This is a genomic window from Absicoccus intestinalis, from assembly GCF_033971885.1.
GTDB lineage: Bacteria > Bacillota_I > Bacilli_A > Erysipelotrichales > Erysipelotrichaceae > Absicoccus > Absicoccus intestinalis.
Genome location: NZ_JALBUS010000008.1, coordinates 72,171 through 94,363 on the forward strand (window position 1 = coordinate 72,171; position 22,193 = coordinate 94,363).

General features: G+C 38.0%; 16 protein-coding genes. All 16 read right to left on the reverse strand.

The features are described 5' to 3' along the window. Position 1 precedes the first annotated feature (1 nt). Entirely contained in the window at positions 2 to 1,231 is a 1,230-nt protein-coding gene (locus MOZ64_RS06630; protein ID WP_320325799.1) for a glycosyltransferase family 4 protein, read from the reverse strand. Next, positions 1,225 to 1,992 carry a glycosyltransferase family 2 protein gene (locus tag MOZ64_RS06635; protein WP_320325800.1) on the reverse strand — a complete coding sequence of 256 codons (768 nt, stop codon included), beginning with the start codon at positions 1,990 to 1,992 and terminating at the stop codon, positions 1,225 to 1,227. Before MOZ64_RS06635 ends, MOZ64_RS06630 begins: the two co-directional genes overlap by 7 nt. Continuing rightward, positions 1,992 to 3,350 carry an exopolysaccharide biosynthesis polyprenyl glycosylphosphotransferase gene (locus MOZ64_RS06640; RefSeq protein WP_320325801.1) on the reverse strand — a complete coding sequence of 453 codons (1,359 nt, stop codon included), beginning with the start codon at positions 3,348 to 3,350 and terminating at the stop codon, positions 1,992 to 1,994. The genes MOZ64_RS06635 and MOZ64_RS06640 overlap by 1 nt, the downstream gene beginning before the upstream one ends. 109 nt (positions 3,351 to 3,459) lie before the next feature. After that, entirely contained in the window at positions 3,460 to 5,193 is a 1,734-nt protein-coding gene (locus tag MOZ64_RS06645; protein WP_320325802.1) for an LCP family protein, read from the reverse strand. A gap of 86 nt (positions 5,194 to 5,279) precedes the next feature. Then, a complete protein-coding gene (locus tag MOZ64_RS06650) occupies positions 5,280 to 7,013 on the reverse strand; it encodes an LCP family protein (protein WP_320325803.1) in 1,734 nt (577 codons plus the stop codon). A gap of 69 nt (positions 7,014 to 7,082) precedes the next feature. After that, complete coding sequence (locus MOZ64_RS06655; RefSeq protein WP_320325804.1) at positions 7,083 to 9,554, reverse strand: glycosyltransferase family 2 protein; 2,472 nt, start codon at positions 9,552 to 9,554, stop codon at positions 7,083 to 7,085. Next, positions 9,554 to 10,342 carry an ABC transporter permease gene (locus MOZ64_RS06660; protein ID WP_320325805.1) on the reverse strand — a complete coding sequence of 263 codons (789 nt, stop codon included), beginning with the start codon at positions 10,340 to 10,342 and terminating at the stop codon, positions 9,554 to 9,556. The genes MOZ64_RS06655 and MOZ64_RS06660 overlap by 1 nt, the downstream gene beginning before the upstream one ends. 7 nt (positions 10,343 to 10,349) lie before the next feature. After that, on the reverse strand, positions 10,350 to 11,483 hold the full coding sequence (locus tag MOZ64_RS06665) for an ABC transporter ATP-binding protein (RefSeq protein ID WP_320325806.1): 1,134 nt from the start codon (positions 11,481 to 11,483) through the stop codon (positions 10,350 to 10,352). A gap of 73 nt (positions 11,484 to 11,556) precedes the next feature. Beyond that, complete coding sequence (locus MOZ64_RS06670; RefSeq protein ID WP_320325807.1) at positions 11,557 to 15,117, reverse strand: RICIN domain-containing protein; 3,561 nt, start codon at positions 15,115 to 15,117, stop codon at positions 11,557 to 11,559. Positions 15,118 to 15,249: 132 nt separating this feature from the next. Then, the gene (locus tag MOZ64_RS06675; protein WP_320325808.1) at positions 15,250 to 16,329 is read right to left on the reverse strand and encodes a serine hydrolase; all 1,080 of its coding nucleotides are present in this window, start codon (positions 16,327 to 16,329) and stop codon (positions 15,250 to 15,252) included. Between the two features lie 69 nt (positions 16,330 to 16,398). Beyond that, on the reverse strand, positions 16,399 to 17,523 hold the full coding sequence (locus tag MOZ64_RS06680) for a DHHW family protein (protein ID WP_320325809.1): 1,125 nt from the start codon (positions 17,521 to 17,523) through the stop codon (positions 16,399 to 16,401). Positions 17,524 to 17,537: 14 nt separating this feature from the next. Beyond that, positions 17,538 to 18,911, reverse strand: coding sequence for an MBOAT family O-acyltransferase (locus tag MOZ64_RS06685; protein WP_320325810.1), 1,374 nt, complete (start codon positions 18,909 to 18,911; stop codon positions 17,538 to 17,540). Positions 18,912 to 18,913: 2 nt separating this feature from the next. After that, on the reverse strand, positions 18,914 to 19,396 hold the full coding sequence (locus MOZ64_RS06690) for a DUF4358 domain-containing protein (protein ID WP_320325811.1): 483 nt from the start codon (positions 19,394 to 19,396) through the stop codon (positions 18,914 to 18,916). Between the two features lie 8 nt (positions 19,397 to 19,404). Continuing rightward, entirely contained in the window at positions 19,405 to 20,097 is a 693-nt protein-coding gene (locus MOZ64_RS06695) for a GDSL-type esterase/lipase family protein (RefSeq protein WP_320325812.1), read from the reverse strand. Between the two features lie 130 nt (positions 20,098 to 20,227). Then, entirely contained in the window at positions 20,228 to 21,016 is a 789-nt protein-coding gene (locus MOZ64_RS06700; RefSeq protein WP_320325813.1) for a hypothetical protein, read from the reverse strand. A 43-nt stretch (positions 21,017 to 21,059) separates the two neighbouring features. Beyond that, positions 21,060 to 22,181, reverse strand: a complete 1,122-nt coding sequence (gene ftsZ, locus MOZ64_RS06705; RefSeq protein ID WP_320325814.1) for a cell division protein FtsZ — start codon at positions 22,179 to 22,181, stop codon at positions 21,060 to 21,062. Positions 22,182 to 22,193 lie beyond the last annotated feature (12 nt).

Genomic DNA, 22,193 nt, shown 5'->3' on the forward strand with positions numbered 1-22,193 from the left:
CTTAGTCACCTCCATTTAAGATACTTTGATAGATTTCTTTTAAATGACGAATATGATTGTCTATGGAATATTTCGTGGTATCAAAAGTTTGATAAATATAAGTATTCATTGTTTTGATCAAATCATCCTCTTGACATCGTTCAATGACTTGTTTTAATGCTTCACTTTGATAGCCATCATACAAAAAGCCATTCTTTCCTTCTTCAATGATGTCTTTGGATGCATTCTTATCCGAGACAATACAAGGAATGCCACAAGCCAACATTTCCAATGGCGTTAAAGGACTAGCTTCATAGTAGGTTGAAGGAAACACAAAACAACGTGTCTTTTTTAAGTAAGGCACCATATCTTTCTTTTCTTTCCAGCCCACAAATTCAATATTTGGATACTTTTCTTTTAATTCTTCATATAAAACACCTTTGCCAATGACGACAGCGGGTACATGGGCTTTGGTGACACCTTCACAAAAAATGCGAATACCTTTATCATCGGTCAATCGTCCTACATATAGAAACATTGTATTCTTCGCACAATCTACTTGAAAACGATTCGTAAAATTGATGGGGTTTTCTAAAAAATAATGCTTCTGAATTTGGGGGTATCTTTTCAATAATTGTTTTGAGGCAAAATCGGAAATAAAAATATACGAAATATTCTTGCGTGGACGAATGTGATCATTTTGAATCTTTTGTCGACAAACTCGAAATAATTTGTGTCCATAGTTTCGTGCATCACAATTTGTGCGAATACACTTTCCACTCATTGGTTCAATTTCACAAATATGATGTTGGGGATAATTATATAATCCACCATTCGGACACACCAAAAAATAATCATGCGTCGTCAGTGCCACTTGAAATCCTTTTTCCTCTAATAGTGCAAAGATAGAACTAGAGATTCCTTTGGTCCACGTATGGACATGAACAATGGTATCTTCACAAGAAAAATGGTTTAATACTGTCGATAATTTTTCTTTTGCTTCTTTATTCCATAAACCTTGTAGCACCGCATGCAAACGATTTTTATCATGTAAGATATCTTTTTGTCCCAAACACACCACATTTACTTTGGATGCTTGCAGTTCATCCGATACCGGTCCAACCGCTGCAAATAAGGTTACATGATAGTCTTTAGAAAGGGCAATGGCACTTTCGTGTGCCACGCGAGAAGCCCCGCCTTCGATATACGCAAAGTCACAAATCACGATGACATTTTTAACCTTTTTTACCATAATTTCCAACCCCACTTATGAAAATATTTTCGTGCCGATTGTACATGAATCTTAAATAAACGCTTGTTTTTATGCGAACCCTTTTGCCAATGATGGATCACTTCGACATCGGGCAAATACATGACTTTCGATACTTGATTGATGCGTTTGGATAAATCCGCATCTTCCATATACATAAAAAAACGATCATCAAAACCATGGATTTGTCGAAATAGATCTGTGCGAATAACAAGGAAACATCCTTGCGCAAAAGGAACTTGAAAGGGTTTGGAATAGTCCATATACGATAGGGTATGGTCTTGAATCCGTTTTTTGAAGATGGGCCGTCCAAAATAGCGGGTAAACATATCAAAAACAGTGATTTCTTTTCGATACGCTTCTTGCAGATGTCCCGTATCATCCACGATCTTGGGAATGACCATGCCGACTTCTGGATGATGATCTAGATATTGAAAGATGGGGCCAAACACATCTTCTTGGATCACGATATCGGGATTGATGATGGCATGGTACTTAGAATCGATATATTCCAGTGCATGATTGTGTCCTTTCCCAAAGCCTTGATTTTCGTGGTTATCCACATAGTGTACATGATTGACCTGCAAAAACGATTGAAATTCTTCTTTTTGAGGATCGTCGACACTGTTATCAAAAACATACATTTCATAGGGAATGGATGTATATTGAACGATCGATGTAATGGCTTTTTTGATGTCGTCATAATCATGAAACGCTACAATTGAAATAGATAATGGCTGCATCACATGGCACCTCTTCCACCCAAGACAATATTGATGGTTCGATAAATGATCGTAATATCTAACCAAATGTTCCAGTTATGGGAATAATAGTTATCCAGCATCAAGCGTTCATCAAACGTGACATCACTACGACCATGGGTTTGCCACATCCCCGTAAGACCCGGCTTGCTTTGAATGATGAATTTATAATGTTCCCCCATATCCTTTTTTTCTTTTGGTAAATAAGGTCGAGGACCGACTAAACTCATTTCCCCTTTTAAGACATTGATAAATTGAGGAAATTCATCCAAGCTTTTTTTGCGTAAGAATTCGCCAGCTTTGGTGATGCGTGGATCATGTTCTAATTTCTTATTGATGGTATATTCTTTGCGAATGGCTGGATCTTTTGCCATTAAATCATCCAAGATCTGATCTGCATGGGGCACCATGGTTCGATATTTATAAATCTTAAACAATTTTCCATTTTTGCCAATGCGATTTTGTGTAAAGAAGATGGGTCCATGATCACCATTTTTTAGATTAACAAGCTTGACATATAAAGACAATGGAAGCAAAAGAATACAACCCAAAAAGCCAAAGACAATGTCCATCAACCGTTTACAAAACGCACTTAACGTTGTGATCGAACCAGAAGAATTGGCCACCAACAATTGGCCGTCATAATCTTCCACTTTTGTATCAAACGTAATTAAATTTTCCAAACGAGGAACAAAATAGACATTTTCGGCAACATCCTGCACTTTATTCATGATGCGTTGGATATCTCTTTGATTCATCTGGGTAATCGCAATAATCACCGTATCAATATGCTGGGTTTCTAATAAAGCATCCATTTCATAGAAGGGATAAATACGACGCGATTGGACAAATTCGCGCTGATGGATATTTTCAAATTCAGGGACATGATTACAGTTGATGAAAGCACGAATATCAAACATCGAAAACCGATTGTGTGCTACGGTCGTGCGAAACCGTTCGGCAGAAGGACCAACGCCAATGACCATGACACGATGTTCGAAATACTTACGGAAATGGTGTCTAGAAAAGATGGCAAACCATACATCAAAGACAAAACATAGAAGAATGAATAAAACCAACATTTTCCAATCTTTGGGTGAATAGGACCAAATGATCAAAAAATCGATCATGAATGCATAGACATGACTCATGATACATAAACGCAACTCATCGGTTGCTAAAAGAACGATGCGACGATAGCGCCCCACGATGATCTGCATTAAGATATAGGCCACGAATAAACGGGATTGAAAATCATTGTCTAACCATGGCAACGCGACCAAAAGAAAAGCCGCAAATAATGTATCTACAATAAAGTTTAATATACCTATTTTTGTCATAAGCAACAATGCCTCCTGTTGTAAGCATTACTTTAATTAAAACATATTCCAACAAAAAAGTGAAATCGATAAAAAAAGACCCTAACTAAACATTAGAGCCTGAAAGCGATTATTCCAAAGTTGTTGTATTTTCTACACTCGCATCTTGTTGATAGGTGGTATCTTCGGTTGGCGTATAGGTTTGTGTTTGTGCTGGTACTTGATTGGATGCATCATAATAGGAAGATCCCGAATAATCCGCGGATTGATCCGTTGCATATTGGGACGTATCCGAAGAATAACTACTCGACGTATCTTGGGATTGGACACCATTCATATAATCTGGCATCGTAAATTCACCCGTCAGCTTAGAAGAAACGCTGGAAGCCTTCTTGCCCGCAACAACTGCTTTGATTTTTTTGGATGCAATATCAATGGTTCTTTGATCAGGCACCAAAACGGAAGCGGCTTGTCCAGCCATGGCACAATACAACATATCACCTTGACCATCTAAAACATAGCTTTCAAAATTCCATTTTGGATTATCTTGTAGTTGATATTGTACAAATTGTTTGATCTCACTATCCGTCATATTGGTTTCAAATACGCCGGACATGGCTTTGAGCAAGTCATTGTAGTGGGTCAGAGCATTGCTTGAAAGCACCTTATTAATCAATGCTTTTAAGACTTGTTGCTGGTTCTTGACCCGTTGTCGATCGCCTTCTTCATAGGCATAGCGCTCTCGGGCATAGGCCAAAGCCCGTGCTCCATCTAAATGGTTCTTGCCTTCATGGACACCTTCCACACCCGGATTGGTATAGAATTGGTCAACGGCATATCCTTTTTTGACATACACATCAATGCCACCAACGGCATCAACAACCGCTTTGACCGCTTCAAAATCCAATCGAACAGTATAATTGATATCTACATTTAACATTTGTTCCAAGGTATCACGTGTCGTATCCAATCCTGTCATTCCGGTATGGGTCAATTTATCCAACTCACCTACTGGACATTCCCCATCCTCGCAAGCATATTGAATATAATAATCACGAGGAATACTTGTCATCAATACATCATGCGTCTTCGGATTGATCGTTACCAACATATTGACATCCGAACGAGCGACCGATTCTAGACCGCCATAATTATCATTACCACTAATTTCAATGGTAAATGGTTTTGAAGTAATGTCACTAACGGCATTGGCTGATAAATTATCTTTCGTATAATAAATGGTTTTTAGGATCGACACGGTCTTGGAACCAAAATCCTTATAATTGTCGATTTCTTCAATCCCAGAAACATAGGAATCACTAACAATAATAGCTGATACCTCTTTGTCATATAATGCTTTGGCCAATGCCTCCACGCTCTTATATTTCTTTTGCGTCACATTGGCCGATTTACGCTTTAAATCACTCCACGACTTGCTTGTGCTTGTTGTATCGATATCCTTTAATACCCCTACTTTTTTATTCGTAAGATCAGCCGGCTCAGAAATCTTGCTCGATTTTAATGCATATACCTGCACCGTATGTTTGATTCTTCCTGACGTGTTGGTCACCGTATCGATAAACCCATTGGCTTCCGACATATATTGTGTTCCGATAAAAAGGCCACAACTACACGCAATGACCAAAATGGAAGAAATCAAACGGCTCCATAATCGTTTACTCGAAAAATTCAACAATAGTAATAAGATGGCAACGATCAACACCAAGATAATGATGATCATCCATAGAATATTGTTTGGCAGAATACTTAAAGCATACGCTTGATAGGCTACAAATACAGCAGAGATAACCAATAAGATGGAAATCAATATGGAAAACACTCGAAATATCTTCGTCTTTTTCATAAAAAGGATTCCTTTCACGATACAAATCAGAACTATTTTACCACATTTGTCAAGACTGCACATAAAAAAGGGTCAAAAGACCCTAATTATTGATCGGCATATGGATCGATTGCAGTGGTATCATCCGTTTGTTGGGAATAACTACTATAATCTTGTGCTTGTGAATACTCATCATATGACGGGGTGGATTGGCTATAATCATAGACTTGATCATTACCAGAATCCGTACTGTAATTTTCTGTACTCTGATCCTGCGTTGATGTCGCATCTTCTTGTTTGGCCGTATCTTTTACCGTTTTGGATGATTTCCCATTGATGACCGCTTCGATCTTCTTTCTTGCGGTCGTGATGGAATTTTTATTTGGCAAAGTAACTGAGGCATACGTACCCATACTTGCCGACATTCGCGTATCTGGTGTTCCAATCATCGCATAGCTTTCAAACGTCCAGTCTGGATTTAATAAGAGTTGCATCCGGACAAAAGATCGGATATCATCACTGGATAGATTGGTTTCAAAAGCCCCACCCAACGCATCAATCAAATTTCCATAATTCATGATCATCGATGGTGATTTGATCTTCTTGATTAGTGCCTTTAAGACTTGTTGCTGGTTTTTGACACGCTGCATATCTCCATTCGTATACGAATATCGCTCCCGTGCATAGGCCAATGCTTTTTGTCCATTCAAATGATTGGTTCCTTCATGCACGCCACCAACGGTATGATCCGTATAGAATTGTTTCACTGCCAATCCTTTTCCTACTTTGACATCCACACCGCCAACGGCATCTACGATATTGACCAAACTTGAGAAATTCACACGAACATAATAGTTGATATCGACATTCATGAAATTTTCAATGGTTTGTTCCGAAGTCGAAATGCCATAAATACCCGAATGTGTCAATTTATCATTTTCACCATCTGGACAATCCGAATCACTATCGGCGCTACAAACAATCGGTTCGTAATAATCTCTTGGAATACTTGTCATCAAGATCGTGTGTGTGGTGGGATTGACCGTGATCAACATATTGGAATCGGTTCGACTATTTTCTTGGATCGTACCAAACGAATCATTGCCACTCACATAAATCGTAAACGGTTCTTGGGTCACATCTACCGCATCCGTGGATTGTTGGATGGCTTTTTTCCGATTGGTCGTATAATGCGTGGTGTGTACCGTTCGGGTCCGTTGATTAAAATCCTGATATGCTTCTTGATCATAAATCGTACCTCGATACGATTCACTCAACAACATCGCATCAATATCGCCATCATATAGAGCCTGCACTTCATCTAGATACGATTTGTATTTCACTGTTTTTATCGATATGGACGATTCCACATCTGCTAATGCTTCTTTCATGGCTTTGGAATCAATACTTGGTGTGATTCCAACTTTAGCTCCCGAAGCTTGACTTAACTTTTTAATGCTGGATTCCTTCATGACCACAAAGGAAACATTGTTGATGACTTTATTGGAAAGATCCGTTACCGATGAAATCGCACTATCCGTACGATAAATATAATAGCTTCCCAATCCATAGCCAAACGTCAAAGCAATCACGAGCAAGCCGCTAATAAAGCGGGAAAGACGAGATCGAGACGTAAAGTTATAGAATAAAAAGATGATCAATGTCAATAAAATGATGGATCCCAAGATAGGAATTTCAAAGCGAGCAGGTAAAATGCCCAAATGAACAATTTGTAGAATGAGCATGATCATGGCTACTAAGCTCAATAAAGAAATCAAACGCAAGATGGGATTGTGTCTTTTTGGATTCCACATTTTCCGTGGATGTTTTTTTGCACTCATAAAATCATTCAATCATTTCTTTTTTTAATTGTCAAATTTTCCCTTAAATAAACAAAAAAACGACAGAAATTAATCTGTCGTCAAGGAAAAATCATTCTTTTTATAGGTTAAATTTGGATTATAATATGGATCACCATGGGTCAAGATATCATGCCAACGTTTTTCAAAATAATCAATCTCTCCATTGAATCGATCAACCTTATCAAACGTATTCTCTTCTCCTCGTGATTTGGACTCATAATGATACAACTCACAATATGGATTGTAGACAATCTTATATCCCTTTTCACGAATCTTTAAACAGAAATCAATATCATTGAATGCCACCTTAAGTTGTTCATTCAAACCACCCACTTCTTCATATACCTTTTTATCCACCATCATACAAGCCGCCGTCACGGCACTGTAATCTTGTTGGGTCATAGGTCGGGCAAAATAGCCTGGATTGTCGCGTTCCAATCCGACAAAAGCATGGCCGGCAATCCCTTGTAAACCAATGATCACACCGGCATGTTGGATCGTATCATCGGGATAATACAAACGAGCACCCACGGCACCAACATCCTCACGCATACAATAGCCTAATAATTCTTCGATGAAATCAGGTGTGATCACTTCGGTATCGTTATTCAACAACAGATAATAATCGCCCGAAGCATATTGCGTACCAAAATTATTAATGGCCGAATAATTAAATTCATCCTTCCATGTGACAACTTTTACTTTTGGATTCTGATTAGTCAATTCCTTATAGTAATCAAATGTACTTTGCTCCGTACTATTATTTTCGACAATGATATATTCATAAGCATCATAGGTCGATTTTGCTTCAATAGAATCAATACAACGGGATAAATCATCCACATGATCTTTATTCGGAATGATGATTGAAACTTTTGGATGTTGATCCAAGATATATTTGGTTCGATAAATCCCTAGGCTTGCACCATGTTCCACCTTGGCATGAATGCCCTTTGCATCATAGAAAGCTTGCACAGCACGTTTTCCAGCTTCAAACGCATACATCTTGCTTTCTGGATTGGCTGCAGTTGAATTTTGATGAAAACGCCAATGATAGAGGACTTTTGGAATATGATGGATCTTTTCTGGACCACACGCATCGGATAATCGAAGAACAAAATCAAAATCTTGTGCGCCATCAAATTCCTTACGTAGTTTGCCTACTTGATCGATCAAACTTTTCTTTACGACTAAAAAGTGACAAATATAATTCGTGGAACACAACAAATCATAGTTGAAATCGGGTTTAAAATGTGGTTCAAAAAAACGTTCGCCTTCGGAATCCATTTTATCTTCATCCGAATAAATAAATTCGATGTTTGGATCTTCATTTAAGACCTTTACGTTTTCATATAAAGCATCCAAAGTTAACGTATCATCATGATCATACAACGCTATATAATCACCGGTTGCCAAATCCATGGCTGCATTCATATTTCCAGAAATTCCATAGTTTTCTTTCAGACGTACAAATCGAATGCGATCATTCTTTGCATATTGTTCTTTGATATAGTTTTCGACGTCATCATTGGTACTGCCATCGGCAATACACAATTCCCAATTGGCATAGGTTTGATGGGTTACCGTTTCAATCATTTCTTTTAAGTAGTTTAATGGCGTATTAAACGTAGCAACGATCAAAGAAATTTTGGGTTGATAAGAAAAGACATGCTTTCTTTGACGATCCAATTCTTCTTTGGTCGGTTCATGCAGATGGAAATACGTATTATAAGAAACTTTTTCATCTTGCGGACCACGACGAATTCGACGAACAAACGCTTTGAATCCCTTCCGTTTTAAATACATACCTGCCTTTTTGACATTTTGTCCATTGATACTTTTGATATAACCCATCAATGATTTTTGATTCGTGCTCTTGATCTTATTTAAATCAACCGTTTTCGATTCCTTCTCATTTTTAATGACCAAGGTATATTTGGCATCGGGATCACTCTTAAAAACGATATAAAAACCACTTTGAATTTGCCAATCTTCCATAAAATCCGTACGTTCTTGTTTTCGGAAGGTATGAGCCACTAGATGACCATGGGCATCATGCACTTCAAACTGCAAAGGACTTTTATCGACCGCAAACGCCCATCCCCACATTTGGGATAAGCCCGAATCCACATTGCGTTCGTAACAATCCACCGCATATTCAATCAAGCTGGTATCACGAATTTTCTTTAATTTCGCTTCCCCAATGGTCTCGATCACGATCGATGTCGATGAAGTTTTGGCAATCAGAACCACTTCATGTACGGGTTCAAACACTTCGATCTTCAAATCATAACCGGAATCTTTGATCAAATCGACATCTTTATAAAATTTGATCAAGTCCTTACGATCAAAGATACGTTTTTGACTAATGGGTACTTCTTTCCCATTGATCTGAACCACATAGTCAATCGCTTCTTTTTGATGATGAAAACACCAACCACTCAACTGAATATACTTGGATGGAGCCGTATCTTTATAACGAATCACATCTAAGCTATATTCAAAATCACCGTTTTTCATTACAATTCCTCCGCAAATCCTTTTTCCAATTTTTTAAAGATCCAATAGCCAATCACCAATACCACAAGTCCCAAAAGCAAGACACTGCCTAATGCCCCAAAATCCGGTGTTTGATGATATAAGAAAATATCACGATAGGCATAGACCAATTTTGTGATGGGATTCCATTGAATCAATCCCAACAAAATACCGGAGGCATTTTGAAACATATCCAGACTATAGATGATGGGAGTCCCATAAAATCCCATTTGAATGACGAAAGAAACAATATTTTCAATATCACGCACATAGACATTGATGGCCGATAAGATCAAACCAATCCCAAAGCATAAGATGGCTTGGATAATCGCGATGATGGGTAAATAAATCAAATGATAGGAAACACTAGCACCGGTACCTAGGCAAAAAATCAAGATGATGATACAAGAGATAAAGAAATTGACCATCGCACTCAAGGTACAAGAAAGCACCAATATTTCTCTAGGAAAGTAAACCTTCTTGATGATGCCCGCATTGCTATTGATACACGTTGTCGATGTATTGACAACCGTTGTAAAAAAAGTCCAAGGTATGATACCGGTTACCAAATAACATAAATAATTCGGAATGGAAGCAGCACGGAATAAATAAGGAAAAACGATCCAATATACGATGACTTGCAGCAATGGATTTAAAAACGACCATAAAACACCTAAAAAGGATGCCTTATATTTACCACGAATGTCTTTTTGAATACTGGTTTTTAATAGTTCACGATAATTATATATTTCTTTAAAGATTTCTTTCATAACTACCTCACTCACCTATTGAAAACGCAATCGTTTTATTCGCCAATTCGTTTCCATCACAATCCATACATTTGACCATAAACGTATGTTTGCCACTGGATAATTGGGTTGGATCAATTTCACAATCCCAACCAATATGATCGGCATCTAAGAAACCACCAAATTCTTCAAAGTAGATATCATACACATCTTGTCGATTCACATACGACACAATTGGATCAAACGCTTGATCATCCAGTGCAAAGGCAAGCGTTGCCTTTTCATCATTGGCAACCATCCAGCCACCACATTTAATCACATCGGCTTTCCGATCGATTTGAGCAAAATCACGCGGCATATCAATAAAAACAACCCCTTTCTTTTGGGTTTGTCCCGTTTCGATGGCCTTTTTGATCGATTCCTTATGATCTTTCGCAATTTGTTCTAAATATTCCTGGATCACAAATACAGGATCGCCATCCAATCGAACTTCTCCCTTGTAGATCCAGACTACACGAGAACACAATTCCTTCACCACATTCAACGAATGCGTAACAATGACGATGGTTTTTCCGGAATCCCGTAATTCTTGGAGTTTCGCATAACATTTATCTTGAAAGTGCTGATCACCAACGGCTAAGATTTCATCAATCAATAAGATTTCTGCATCCACATTGATGGCCACAGAAAAAGCCAAACGCATATACATACCCGAAGAATAGGTACGAATTGGATTATCGATAAACGATCCCAACTCGGAAAACGCTATGATATCATCGATCCGTCGATCAATTTCTTCTTTGCTTAAACCGAAAATAGCCGCATTAAAATAAATATTTTCACGCCCAGTAAAGTCTTCATGAAATCCAGCACCTAATTCCAGCAATGAGGTTAGCTTTCCATTGGTCTCAATCGTACCTTCATTCGGAAAAATAATTTTGGTCATCAACTTCAACAAAGTGGATTTTCCCGATCCATTGGTACCAATCAGAGCCACACATTCTCCCTTTTTGATATCTAAATTGATATGTTTTAATACTTCATTGTATTCTACTTTCCCTTTTCTACGAATGAGTCTTTCTTTTAAAGTCCGCGATTTATCATATTCGATCTTGAATCGTTTCGACATATTTCGTACTTCAATCGCATTTTCCTGATTCATACATTAACTCCATTCTTTATAACAGAAACATAGTAGCATAAAAAAGAAGGATAACCAAACGGTTATCCTCCAATCAAACGAGTGTATAGTAATCAAAATCTACATACATCGCATCTTTATCCAATCCATTTGGATACTTCGCATCGACCGATGTATATTGATGGATCGATCCCAACGTATGTGTGTCCGAATGATAGTTTCCATCATTCGCATCCCATTGAGCCACCCATTTATCATAGTCTTCTAGACCCGTATTGTACCAATTTTGAATGAACCAAGAACTCGAATAAATACCTGTATACCAACCTGCATTTTTCACATCTTTACAGAAAGTTTGACAAAAAGATAAAGTTGCATTTTTGGTCCAAACACCACGATTGGTCTTGTAGTTATCCGCATCTTCCATGTCATACCATATACCCAGTGTTGGTTTATATTGATTCGCAAGTGCTAATGTATAAGCTGCTTCTGTATGTGCATCATCCACACTCAATGCATAGCTATAACAGTAAAAACCATAAGGAATACCTGCCTGTAAACAAGCATTGACATAGGTTGCCAATAATGGATCAGTAGTTGTCCCATAATTGGATCGAATCAATACAAAATCATATGGAGTGACATCAAAATTTGATTCATTAAACTGACTGATATCAACACCCCAATGCTTAACAACAGATGTAGGCGGTTCTACTGTTGAATTGCGTGGCTCATATTCGACAAAAAACCACGTTTGTGCTGATGTACCATTTTTTTGATACAACTGGATATTGGAGCTATCTGCATATCTTGCCGCTGTTAGATCCAATACTTTGGTGATATCCAATGCACTCAACAAGACATATCCATGATTGGCATCACCCGTAATGATCCATTTCTGTGCCTTGGTTTGATTTGAAGTATATTGCTGAATGTTTGTACCACTTGTACTTCTTGCTGCCTGTACATCCAAGGCTTTTCCTGATTTTACATTGATAAAAGTCGCATAGCCATTATCATCAAATATGACATACCAGCCTTGTGCTTCTGTACCATTCAAATGATACAGTTGGACATTGGCGCTATTTGAATAGCTACCTCCTGCTGTTTCAATGCCATAATTCGTATTCTTATACCCGACAATATTGTAGGCTTTGCCTGACTGTATGAGCTTATTTTCAATATTTGTTTTACTATTTGTTAATAATTGTTCTGTCTTTTCTTGGATGGTCACATAAGGTACAAACTGCCATAGTTGAGCCACAGTTCCATTTTTTTGATACAACTGGATATTGGAGCCATCTGCATATCTTGCCGCTGTTAGATCCAATACTTTGGTGATATCCAATGCACTCAACAAGACATATCCATGATTGGCATCACCCGTAATGATCCATTTCTGTGCCTTGGTTTGATTTGAAGTATATTGCTGAATGTTTGTGCCACTTGTACTTCTTGCTGCCTGTACATCCAAGGCTTTTCCTGATTTTACATTGATGAAAGTCGCATACCCATTTCCATCAAATGTGACATACCATCCCTGTGCTTCTGTACCATTCAAATGATACAGTTGAACATTGGCACTATTTGAATAGCTGCCTCCTGCTGTTTCGATGCCATAATTCGTATAGCCATATCCCACTATATTGTAGGCTTTACCTGACTGTATGAGCTTATTTTCAATATTTGTTTTACTATTTGTTAATAATTGTTCTGTCTTTTCTTGAACGGTTTCATAAGGTACAAATTGCCATTGTTGCGCTATTGTTCCATTCCCTTTATACAATTGTAAAGCTGTACCATCTGCAATTTTAGCGGATGGGATATCCAATACATAATTTCCATCATAAGCCGATGAAAGAATATAGGAACCATTGGTTTTTCGAATCATCCATTGTTTGGACAATTCTGAACAATTCAATCGTTGATAAACTCGTGTGCCATTTCTTACTGTCGAATAACTCGTTGGTGCCGTTAGGTATCGGCCGGACTTTATATTTTTAATGGTATAGTAACCATTTGCCTGTTTTTCAATATAGAAACCTTGTGCTTCTGTACCATTGGACGAATAAATTTGAACTTTTGAACCTTCTTGTGTTGAACCAGATGCAATATCTACAACTTTTGACTTATTGGCCGAAACTTGAATCTGATAATTAGCATTTTTGTAATTTGAACCAAATGTATCTTTTTCATTTAAAATATGAAAATTGCCATGTAAAACGCCTGCATATTTGCCAATACCAGTTACCAACACGACTGCATTACCAATATCTTTGTTATTTTGGTAAGAAATCACATAATCGATTCCTTGTGTCAATTGTATATTTCCCAAAACGACACCATTCACTGGTGTAATCATTTGGCCTGTATAGATTTGATCGCCAATATGAATTTCTCCTTGTGAGATGTCTTCTATATCATTTACAAGAAAAATATTCTTATTTTTACGGATGGCATAAAATGGACCACCACCATATGTATCAATCGCAATAGAACTCTGATAATTCCAAATATGTTGTAATGAATACCAACCACATAGATTTCCACCTTCACCCGTAAAGGATCCGGAACCATGGTATGGATCATATACAAATGTTTTTCCATTTGCTTCATTATATCCCATCAATAATAATTGATGTGTACCACCTGGTACTTGACAATACCGACCATCATATCGAACCGCTGTTGTTACCAGCTGGCCTTGCAAAAGAGCATTTTTGATCTGATTTAAATTTAAATGATTTCCAATATTCCAATGATATTTCTCTGCCAATTTGAACCAAGACATTTCTGTAGAACCGAAATATCCCATTGTTCCCCAATTAACAAATTGTTGCCCTACTTGATAAGGCGATTGAATTACATTTCCTTCCAAATAAGTAATGACTGAAGATGCGACACTTGGGACACATCCTATTTGCCAGAATGGCACACCCGCAACATAATTAAATGCCCAACGACGATCTGCCTGATTATAATACGTTGGTCGATTCACTAATTCTGTAAATGTAATACGACCATTGTTATTTGTATTAAATCGTAAATTATTGACAATTTTACCAATCGCATTTTTTAACAATGTTCCATTGCTTTCAAAATAATAATTATCATTTCCAATTTGGCGTAACCCTGTATATGAAACACCTGTAGATGGGTCAAAATAATATGTATTTTGATCAATAGTTTGCCATCCCGTTTGCTTATTTCCGCTTACATCATAAAAATATGTCTGTATTGTTCCATCCTGGCTTGTTAAATTTACCAAACCATATTGCTGTTTTCCATCTTCACCAAAATATTTTCCATCAATGATACCCGACATACGATTTCCATCGGCATCAAAAAAATAGTTAGCACCATCAATCGATTGAAAGCCAGTAACAGGCTTCCCATTGATCAAATACTTATTCTGCTGCCATCCAGCCTGTATTTGATTTGTGTCTGAAACTGTCATGCTTGAATCATTCACTAATGTAGAACTCATTTTAACTGGTTCTGTCGTATTGGATTCTAAATGATTATCGGAAACCTCTGTTTGAGCCGAAGTTGGTTCAACTTCATCCGCATGAATTGTCAAAGTATATGCACCTGTTGTAAATATAGCTCCCAGTGCTATTGAAATCATATATTTTCCAATTTTTTTATGTAACATTACTTCATTTTTCCCCCCTTTCTATTACATGAGTATTTTAATGCTTTATTCTTATGAATACAAATAAATGTAAATAAAATTAAATAAAAAGGGTTAGCAAATTACTTTCAACTATCCCATCATCAAAACATATTATTCATTTAAAAATTGATATACCATGGTCGAAATATCCCGAATCATTTGTTGAGCATTTTCGGTTGACCTCAAGTTTGTTGCCATGATACTCAATATATAGGTATGATCTTTACCATAAATGATCGCAACGTCATTTTCGGTATCTCCCAACTCTCCAGTCTTATTTCCAGTTTGAATCCCATCGGGAACACCAGCCGGAATCTTTGTAGTTCGGGTTTGTTGCTTCAACAATGCCAACATTTCATTAGAATAAGGTAATTTTTGATGATACATATCATAGATGATACGTGTTCCATCTTTTGTTGATGTATAATTTTGTCCCGTATTACTCGTTGTGCTTGTATCGGTATATCCATGTGAATGTGCCCAATCGGTTACAATTTGATCCCCTTGGGCATAATCCCCATCACCTAACATGTTCACTAGATTGGTCCATGCATCATTACTGCTGATGGTGATCATTTCTGTCAGGTTTTGATCCACAACATCCTTTCCATATGTTGCACTGATTTTCTCATAGTTTTCATAGACAGCTCCCATCACAAACAACTTGATGACACTCGCTGCCTGTTGACTATGAGAATGGATATTCACATAGGTCTTTTTATCATCCACCATTTGCACATAGACCGACCAATCTTCACCATTGTTTGTGTGTTGATCTAAATAATCGTTGATCTGATTTTTTAGTTCTTGCATAGTATTGGGAACGGCATACAAGGTATGATCGTTTAGACATAATTTTGTATCCCTAAAAGCAAAATCCTCGATTTCATAAATCGTACGACCAATACCCACCTTCAAATTATATTGGTCCTTTTCATCCACAACATACGAAAGTTTGACTTTTTCTTTGGCCTTCCACGATTGTTTCAAATAATTTTCCGATGTTTTCGCATTCGATGCTTTTTGGATCCGCAACGATTTGATTTTCTTGCCTGTCCCATTCTTTAAAACGACTTGTTCCGCTTTCTCTGATTTCTGACCAATCGTTTGAATTTTGTTTGTATACGCCTGAATGGGTGTGGATAAACAAAGACTGAAACAAAGAACAATAGAAATACATAGCTTTTTCATACAATTCCTATCTTACACGAACCATATTTCTTTTTGTAAGAAAAAATGTTGCCTTTTCAAGCAACATTTTTAATAGCCTAAACAATCAGCCAGGCTGGTATCTTGTACAAACGTATTGGTGTTATATACAAACAATACATCGGTAATGATGTCTTTATTCATTTGCTGGTCCAGATCGTCATAATAATAGCGTGGATCAATGATAGTGATCGTTCGATAGTAAGGCAATAAGAATTGCACCAAGGAATTGGCATAACTATCTTTGATCAACAATAAATGTTTATCTGAATCATTATTGATTGAAATATTGATCATGCCTTCGTTGCCACCAAAGAACACTTGATACGTATCTTTATGATCAAATGCTTTGGAATTATAAATGGATCGCGTTTGTTTATTGGAAGAACCATACGTCACGATATAATCACATTTCTGTTTTGGTGTGTAGATATCCACTTCATCTTTGATATTGATCGAACCTACTTTGGAAGCTAACGTTCCTTGAAAGGAATTCGAAACTTCACGTTTCTGGTATTGATTCAACTGGATATTCGTATTGATCGCATGGGCTGCATAATAGGCACCTAAACTGGTCCAGTGATGATCGGACTTATAATAAATATATTCATTCTTATGTTTCTTTAATGCGCTATTAACATCCACCGATGAAATCGATAATGCTTTTACGATCTGATTCATTTCAGATTCTTGATCGTCTGCCGTCGCAAAAGCCGGCAATCGGTCATCTTGTACACTGATTGCATTCGGAGCCAAGACCATCTGCATATTCACATCTTTATGCGCACTAGCAAATTGATTGATGGCGTTGATATTCCGTTTCAATTGCGTTTGATTGGGTTGCGGCATTTCTTCCATCAACTGATCATGACACAAATAGACATCCTGGATCTTGCGAATACCTGAAAGTTTCTGCATCAAGTAGTTCAAATGGATCCAGCCATTTCTAGCTACAAACTGATCCGATTCAAACGTTTGATAATTCTTAAAAAAGGAACCATCACTAAGGGTTACCCAACTTAAAGTGGGACGTTGCGCCAATCCACGATTTTCCATTTCCGATGTTTTTTTCACCGGTGTGAGAACATTCAAAACCAATACAACAAGTAGACAAACAATAAAGAATTTCGTAATGATACCTTGCGTTTGTAACCAACGCTTCTCCAATTTCTTCATCGAATGCCTCCTTTCTAAAATGCGAAATACAAGAATGATTGATACGTACTGGAAACAATGAAACTAATCGTAACAAAGAAAAAGAAAACATACACGATCACACTCACCAAACCCGCACGTTGTTTAAAGAGCACATACACAAAGCGCCAACCATATTTGCTCATTGGCATACTGAAGAAAACAGCAGCCAATAAAACCACAAAATAGGTCTTGATATAGAAGAGCGTCTGCGTGCTGCAAATACCACCAATGCCTAGTCCAAACATACGTCCTACGGTATGGAAAGCAGTTAAGATATCTGGGCTAAAGAAGAAGACCCAACCCACAATGATCACAACCAATGCATAGACATGCGATACCCAATTGGGTAATTTCTGTAGTCGTTCTTTTAACCAATATTTTTCCAATAATAAGAAACAGCCATAATACAATCCCCAGAAAATAAAGGTCCAATTGGCTCCATGCCATAAGCCTGTCGCAAACCAAACAATAAAGATATTACGAATGTAATGGGCTCGATTTCCACCCAATGGAATATATAAATAATCCCGGAACCAACGTGAAAGAGAAATATGCCATCTACGCCAGAAATCCTGTGCACTGGTAGCAATATAAGGATGATCAAAGTTAGGTGCAAAGGTAAACCCAAACATTCGACCTAAGCCAATGGCCATATCACTATAGCCACTAAAATCAAAATACAATTGTAAGGTATAGCTAATGGCATATAACCAAGTTCCTAGTAAGGTCGTATCACTTGCCATCGCACCAAACAGAATCGCTAATCGATCCGCAATCAATACCTTTTTGAACATACCCTTTAAAAAGAGCATGATGCCTTGGTAAAAAAGTTCTTTTGTTTGGGGGTGGTCATTCAATTGATCGGCCATATCGGCATACTGTACGATGGGTCCCATGTTGACCTTACCGAAGAAACCAATATACAAGGCCAAATTGATCCAATTGGTTTGAACCGGTGTTTTCTTTTTGTATACATCCACCAAATATGAAATCGAACTGAACGTAAAGAAAGACAGTCCAATCGGTAGATGAATTGGTAAATGTTGCAGTTGCACTGGCAATACATTCAGGATATCAATCAAGAAGTTGGTGTATTTAAAGAAACCAAGAATCACCAAATTGACAACTATGGAACCAATCAATGTGTTCCTTCGTTTTTTGTCTTCTTCCTGATCAATAAGTCTTGCACTCAGATCATTCCAACAAACATTTAGGATCAATAACAGTAAATAGGCTGGATTATCCCAGGCATAGAAAAGAAAACTCAGCAAAACCAAAATAAGATTCTTTCCTTTGGGAATATAACGATAGAGCAGCAATGCCACTGGCAAAAAGAGGAATAAAAAGACAAGGGTCGTAAAGCTCATGATCAGTCCCCCTTCTTTAAACTTTGTTGCCAATCATTGACAACCGTATCGGCTTTTTTATGGGTGACATAAATCCCATAATTCGCTTGCGTCACGATCTTACATTGTTTTAATAAATCCGCTTCTTTCGGTAAATACCCATCAAATATCTTGATTTGATCATCTACATGCTTCTGCATGGCTTGTTTAAAGTCATCCGCTTGATCATCCGACTTAAATTGAACGATCACAATTTCGCTCGACTGCATCGTATCTTTATTTTTGTAGTAGCGAATATGCTGATATGTCGATGGATCTAAGCTTAAAAATCGACGAATATTACGATTTTCTTGAATGGTATAATCAGATACCGATATATCTTTTACACTATCCTTAGCGACCGTCTGAAAAGGTGTCGTGCTATCTTTAGGAACAATTAAATATTGTCCCACAAATAGTATGAGGCACACCAATACGAGCCACCGTAATACTTGTACTTTCTTCATGATTTTCCCTAACTTTCTGCTTTCTGCGTTGCATCAATGATAGTTTGTGCCCAAATTGGGTAGAAACTCGTCAAAAAATGGATGCCATCTGATTGATAAATATCGGCATTTCCATTATCAGCCAATTTGGTACAATTGATATACGTCCACTTATTTTTCTTACACATGGCCTTCAATTGTTGATTGTAGGTACCTACCTGTCCCCAAGATGATGATTTTTGTAAAGCTTCTGGTGAACACGGAATGATGGAACATACATAAATCTTCGCATTGGGTACGATGGCCAAGATCTTTTTCACTTCGGTTTCATAAACCCCGGCATAGCCGCCCTGTTCATCATTGATCTTCAATCCCATATCATTCATACCATAGGAAAGATAGACGCGTGTCGGTTTTAGTGATTTGATTTCGTTTAAATGATCATCCACTCGTTTGATCGTTCCGCCACTATCACCCAATACCCGATTGGCATCCAAATAGCCATATGTTTCAAACCCCATGACACGGCTATCGCCAAAAAAGACATAATCATCAAACATCGAAAAAACATTTAACTTCCCTTCCGCCATGGCTTGGCTCATTTCTGCCTGGCGCTTTTTTTCCAATGTTGGTTTTAAAGCACTGGTTGATTTCTTTTCCTGGGCAACGACATAAGCTTGTCCTGCCTGTACTTCCGTATTGGTATGATGTAAAAAAAACACGAAAGTGCAAATCATAGCGATACAAAGAATACCTATTAAAATAAGCGATCGTTGATTTTTTCTTTTGTGTTGTCCTCGTTTATTTATCACTTGCATCCCTCACTCAATGCATTAACTATAACACTTTTTTTTAATAAATAAACGATAGAATTTGTGAAGGTTTCATCTTTTGGATTTTCTTGGCATCCTTGAAAGTTTTGGTATTCCAAACAAACTGATCATAATCCGTCAAATAGGAATAATCCACCATATGATTAGGATATTTTGCACACCATTCTGGATAGTGTTTTTCCATCAATGCCGTTGCTTTCTGGATGGCCAAACTATTGATATTGCCATTGATATCCGGTGTTCCACTGATCTGGACACCCGGTATGCTGGCATGAACGATCAACAACGAACCATCTTTATATTGTCCCAATACAATAAAGATATGGTCCTGGTTAGCCATCAAGTCACCCGGATGATACGTGGTGATCGCATCCGCCTGGATTACTTTCCCAAATCCCTTTTTTTCAAACCATTGAATCTGTTTTCCCGATTCTTTCACATAGCCAGGTTGGCCATCTTTGGTTTCCATGGTGTTGTAGGTCACCCAACCCACAAAACCCGAACAATCTAGACCATCATGAATTTGATAAGCGGTTTGACTCACATCATAATTGGCATCTTGTTGCTCATAAAACCTTTTCCAACGTGAACTCAAACCGATTTGACGAGCTTCTTTGCCTGCTCCAGTATCCGCTTTATTCCAACCACCACCCCATACATACATGGTTTGACCAACGGGTTTGATGGCTGTTTTTAAAAAATGTTTTAATGTCGGTGTATATGTCGTGCTTTGTTTTGTGGATGGATGATTACAACCAGCAACCAGACATGCACACAAGAAAAGAACAATGACTTTTTTTAGTTTCATATTTCCCTCTCAAAAAAAGAACCAGGTTTTCCTGGTTCCTGACTTATTGACGATTATTGAAGAAGAAGTTTGGAATGGAATCGTCATCGTCATTCCCATCTTCGACACTGGTTACCACCCCTGGATTGCCAGGTGTTTTGATACCAGGTTCTGTAAATAAGTTTTGCCCATTGGCCGTTGGAATTTCCACCGTGTTGTTGCTCTTGGTGTTGGTATGTTTTCCAGCTTTTTCATCAAAACCCGTCGCAATAACGGTAACGATGATACTATCACCCAATTGTTCATTGATGGCAATACCAAAGATGGCATCCACATCGCCACCGGCTGCATCTTGAATGACTGCAACCGCATTCTGCGCATCGTATAGGCTAACCTTGTCACCACCTGTGATATTGATGATTGCTGATCTTGCTCCAGCAATTTGAGCTTCCAATAAAGGCGATTGGATTGCTTTTTCCGCAGCCGATACCGCTTTGTCTTCGCCTTCAGCCATACCAATTCCAATCAAGGCACGACCTTGATTCATCATGACGGAGCGAACATCCGCAAAGTCCAAGTTGACCAAAGCAGGTACAGCAATCAAATCCGAGATGGTTTGGACACCTTGACGCAATACATTATCCGCTGCCTGGAAGGCTTCCTCAATTGGTTTACGACCAATGACTTCCAATAAGTTATCATTGGAAACAACGATATAGCTATCAACATAGTTCTTTAATTCTTCAATTCCTTGTTTGGCATTGTTGGCACGACGACGACCTTCAAAACTGAATGGACGAGTAACGACCGCAACGGTCAAAGCCCCTTCTTCTTTACAGATCTTGGCAATGAATGGAGCCGCTCCAGTACCAGTTCCACCACCCATACCAGCAGTGATAAAAGCCATATCGGCCCCTTTTACTGCCGCACGAATATCGGATTCTGCTTCTTCGGCTGCTTTTCGACCAAATTCTGGATTGCCTCCAGCCCCTAATCCTTTAGTTGTATCTTTTCCAATTACGATTCGATTTTCACATGGCGACGTTTCCAAAACTTGCACATCGGTGTTAACGACATAAAATTCAACACCTTGCACACCATCGACAACCATACGATTGACGGCGTTGGATCCACCACCACCAACTCCAAAGACTTTAATATTCGCAACTTGATTCATTTCTGGCATCGTTTATACCTT

Bases quoted from the DNA above. Each gene is read 5' to 3' on its own strand.
- MOZ64_RS06630 (WP_320325799.1), bottom strand. From the start codon at position 1,231: ATGGTAAAAAAGGTTAAAAATGTCATCGTGATTTGTGACTTTGCGTAT.
- MOZ64_RS06635 (WP_320325800.1), bottom strand. From the start codon at position 1,992: ATGCAGCCATTATCTATTTCAATTGTAGCGTTTCATGATTATGACGAC.
- MOZ64_RS06640 (WP_320325801.1), bottom strand. From the start codon at position 3,350: ATGACAAAAATAGGTATATTAAACTTTATTGTAGATACATTATTTGCG.
- MOZ64_RS06645 (WP_320325802.1), bottom strand. From the start codon at position 5,193: ATGAAAAAGACGAAGATATTTCGAGTGTTTTCCATATTGATTTCCATC.
- MOZ64_RS06650 (WP_320325803.1), bottom strand. From the start codon at position 7,013: ATGAGTGCAAAAAAACATCCACGGAAAATGTGGAATCCAAAAAGACAC.
- MOZ64_RS06655 (WP_320325804.1), bottom strand. From the start codon at position 9,554: ATGAAAAACGGTGATTTTGAATATAGCTTAGATGTGATTCGTTATAAA.
- MOZ64_RS06660 (WP_320325805.1), bottom strand. From the start codon at position 10,342: ATGAAAGAAATCTTTAAAGAAATATATAATTATCGTGAACTATTAAAA.
- MOZ64_RS06665 (WP_320325806.1), bottom strand. From the start codon at position 11,483: ATGAATCAGGAAAATGCGATTGAAGTACGAAATATGTCGAAACGATTC.
- MOZ64_RS06670 (WP_320325807.1), bottom strand. From the start codon at position 15,117: ATGTTACATAAAAAAATTGGAAAATATATGATTTCAATAGCACTGGGA.
- MOZ64_RS06675 (WP_320325808.1), bottom strand. From the start codon at position 16,329: ATGAAAAAGCTATGTATTTCTATTGTTCTTTGTTTCAGTCTTTGTTTA.
- MOZ64_RS06680 (WP_320325809.1), bottom strand. From the start codon at position 17,523: ATGAAGAAATTGGAGAAGCGTTGGTTACAAACGCAAGGTATCATTACG.
- MOZ64_RS06685 (WP_320325810.1), bottom strand. From the start codon at position 18,911: ATGAGCTTTACGACCCTTGTCTTTTTATTCCTCTTTTTGCCAGTGGCA.
- MOZ64_RS06690 (WP_320325811.1), bottom strand. From the start codon at position 19,396: ATGAAGAAAGTACAAGTATTACGGTGGCTCGTATTGGTGTGCCTCATA.
- MOZ64_RS06700 (WP_320325813.1), bottom strand. From the start codon at position 21,016: ATGAAACTAAAAAAAGTCATTGTTCTTTTCTTGTGTGCATGTCTGGTT.
- ftsZ (WP_320325814.1), bottom strand. From the start codon at position 22,181: ATGCCAGAAATGAATCAAGTTGCGAATATTAAAGTCTTTGGAGTTGGT.